Origin of the sequence: Clostridium sp. CCUG 7971 (assembly GCF_017590215.1) — a bacterium.
In the GTDB taxonomy this organism is placed as follows: Bacteria; Bacillota; Clostridia; order Peptostreptococcales; family Peptostreptococcaceae; genus Faecalimicrobium.
The window spans coordinates 1-3,383 of sequence record NZ_JAFFPK010000167.1 but is presented as its reverse complement, the minus strand read 5'-3'; the positions used below and the strand labels follow the sequence as shown (position 1 = coordinate 3,383).

Here is a 3,383-nt window from a genome sequence, read left to right as displayed (position 1 = left end):
AGTATCTATTTATAGACTTTAACTTAAGTATATAATAATTAAGTTCTTATAGGAACCTGTATAGCAAATTCAGTTTCTTCTTCATCGCTATATACTTCAATATTGCAATTATATGATTTTAATAATTTTTTTATTGCATATAGGCCATATCCTCTATTATTTCCTTTAGATGAATATCCCATTTCAAATATTTTGTTTGTATCTTCAATTTTTCTGCCATTATTTTTAACTGATATGTTATGGTATTTATCTTCTTTATATATATCTAAGTGTACATATTTATATTCTTTCTTGCTATTTTTAAGTTCTTCAATTGAATTGTCTAGTATATTCAAAATAATTGCATTCAATTCTGACTCTAATAGCTCTATATCTTCTAATGAGCTATCTACGCATGCAGTTAGTTCAATATTATATTTTATAGCACGAGATTTTTTTATATTTAAAGCTGCATCTATATAGTCATTTCCTGTATTATAGTATACATCATTGTTTCCTATATTATTTGACATACTTAATATATAATCTCTTGCAGATTCATTATTACCCTTAGATACTTGCATTAATATTACTTGTAAGTGATTCATATAATCATGTTTCTGAGTTCTTAACAGGTTTACTGTTTCTTCCATTTGTTGTATGTTCTTTGTAATAAGATTATTTTCTATTTTTTTTAATTGTTTATTTTTATTTATAGTTATTATAGATATGATTGAACAAGTCAATGATACAATACAAAATACTATAATTATTATTTGTAATATATTTTCATTTGTTTGTCCTACTTTTATTACTTTATTTACATAAAATACACCTATAGACACTAAGACGATTACTCCATAGCTTAATACTATTATAATATTTCTAATAAACTTATTTATATCTATATTTTTATTAGTTATTTTATCTGATATATTAATATTTTTCCTATCTCCAATAAAACAAATCACTAGTAATAATACCGTTGGCATGCTAAATATTAAAAGTCTAACCACGTCATGTTCTATTAGAATACGAAAATTTAATCCCATCATTTTTATAATTATTAAAATTAATAATTCTGATAAAAATTTAATCCCTACTACTATGCTGTATGCCATTATACAATGTGTCAATTTTGGTTTTGTATATAAATAAAATACTAATAGCATTAATAGTATCCTTAATAATTTAATATCTCCCATATCTATAATGTTTGAAATTACTAAAAAAATTAAACAATATACTATAGCTATCTTAATGGATTCTCTTTTTGTTACCATATTTCCTAAAATATAATTCATAAATAAATATATAGATATTATTTCTGGAATATGAACTAATATTGATTCTTCTAAACTTATATAAATCCCTCCCTCTATATATCCCACTTATAAATTATATTAGCATATGTACGTACTTTTTTCATCTTTTTTTCTGAAAATTTCACTATTTTTTACCATTTTTCGACATTTTTTACATTTAAATTTAAAATGATTTTATATTTAAATGTAGTTGTATTTTTTTGATAACTATCTTTTATAGCAATTCTTTTTTTAACTTTTCTATGCCTACTCTATCTATCAAATTCCCAAGTTTTTCTCCTCTTTTACCATAGCTATTATAGTATCTTAAGACTTTTTTTATAATCTCTAATACTTCTTTTTCATTTATATTTTCAATTAATATATCTGCTGGCCTTGAATTTAAACCAGCAATTCCTCCAACTGTTATAAATAAATTTCCATTTCCATCAGCTACTACACCTATATCTTTAGAGTAAGCGCTTATACATGAATTTTTACACCCAGATACGCCTATTTTAGTTTTACCAGGAAGTTCAAGTCCATAAAATTGTCTAGTTATTTTCATTCCTAATCCTATACTTGGATATTTTGACATTCTACAAAAATTTGAAGAACAAATTTCAATATTTTTTAATGAATATTTGCTCCTAATTACTGGATTCATATCTAATTCTTTCCAAATTAGTTCTAAATCTTCTTCTTTTAAATTTATTATAGATATGCTTTGAGTTGAATTAATTCGTAATCCTCCACCATATTTTTTAGCTATTTCACCTATTTTTATAAGATTATCTGGTGTAATAAACCCAGCTTCTATATATGGATTAATTGTATATCTTTTTTTTCCACTTATATCTTTTTGTAATCTGCTATATTTAGTCATTAGTTACTCCTTTTTTAATTTATATTAAAATATTATACAGTATCCGATTTATAAAATCTGTAATATTTGTTACGTTTATTTTAGTTTTTATATCTACTAGGAATTTAATAAAATATAAACCCCCTAAATTCTATCACAAATTTAGGGGGTTTATATTTTATTAAATTTTATCTATATCCTCTTTTTTTATATCTAGCCACTGTTCTAACTCATCTAGTATTTTTTTATTATTTCTCTTTTCTTCATGTATTTTATTAATCTCTTTTGTCACTTGATTTTTATTTAAAAGTCTATACTCCATAGATTCACTTCCATCTTCATATATGTATTTTATTTTATCATCTAAAACTTTAATTGTATATGTATGATAAATAATTTCATCATAATACGAAGATTTTACTTTATAAAATATTGTATCTTTATTTTCTTTTTTATCTAAAATATCATCTATTGGAAATTCTTCATTAAATATATAATTAATTATTTTATCTTTTTTAAAATAAGTTATAATAATATCATCCTTTGTATCATTAACTATATACTTTCCAGTAATTTGATTTATTAATTTATTGCTTCCTATATTTTGTATACTCTCTTTTTTATAACTTAAATCCTCTTCACTAAATATAATACCTATTTTTTTTATTAAAATACTTATAAATAATACTGATAGTAATGTAATTATTAATATCTTTTTCTTTGACATTTGTAACTTATCTTTCTCATTTGATTCTTGATCAATATCTTTTTCTTTCAATTCGTTCCCCCTCCTATCAAATTGTTGTACTAAATAACTATCTATAAAATCTTATTCAAATACTTTTCTATAATTTCAAAGAAATACCTTCTGTAATTTTATTGTAAATATTTTTTATAATGTATAATAACTTAATTATTGGATAAAATTTGAATATCATCCATAATGATTTTATATAAATTTTCTCATCTCTAATATACTAAATAAGAAGACAGGCAATGACCTGTCTTCTTATTTAGTGTTCGGCATATATCATTTTTTTTCATACCTCCATCTACAATTATATTAGCTCTATTTATACTATTTTCTTCAAATTTATGCTCAGTTATATCTATCGCTATTACTTATGCATTTTGTTTAGCATAATCTTTTACTATACTTCTTCCTATACTGTTACTTTCTCCTGTAATAAAATAACCTTTCCTTTATACATCTAAATAAAATGTACCCTTTGTAA

Annotated in this window: 3 protein-coding genes; all 3 read right to left on the bottom strand. The window is 22.4% G+C overall.

The annotated features are described in order from the left end of the window. Positions 1–38: 38 nt before the first annotated feature. On the bottom strand, positions 39–1,370 hold the full coding sequence (locus JWF52_RS19800; RefSeq protein ID WP_208334781.1) for a sensor histidine kinase: 1,332 nt from the start codon (positions 1,368–1,370) through the stop codon (positions 39–41). Positions 1,371–1,518: 148 nt separating this feature from the next. After that, positions 1,519–2,169 carry a ferredoxin-like domain-containing protein gene (locus JWF52_RS17540; RefSeq protein WP_208334780.1) on the bottom strand — a complete coding sequence of 217 codons (651 nt, stop codon included), beginning with the start codon at positions 2,167–2,169 and terminating at the stop codon, positions 1,519–1,521. 160 nt (positions 2,170–2,329) lie between these two features. Continuing rightward, on the bottom strand, positions 2,330–2,926 hold the full coding sequence (locus JWF52_RS17535; protein WP_208334779.1) for a hypothetical protein: 597 nt from the start codon (positions 2,924–2,926) through the stop codon (positions 2,330–2,332). Positions 2,927–3,383 lie beyond the last annotated feature (457 nt).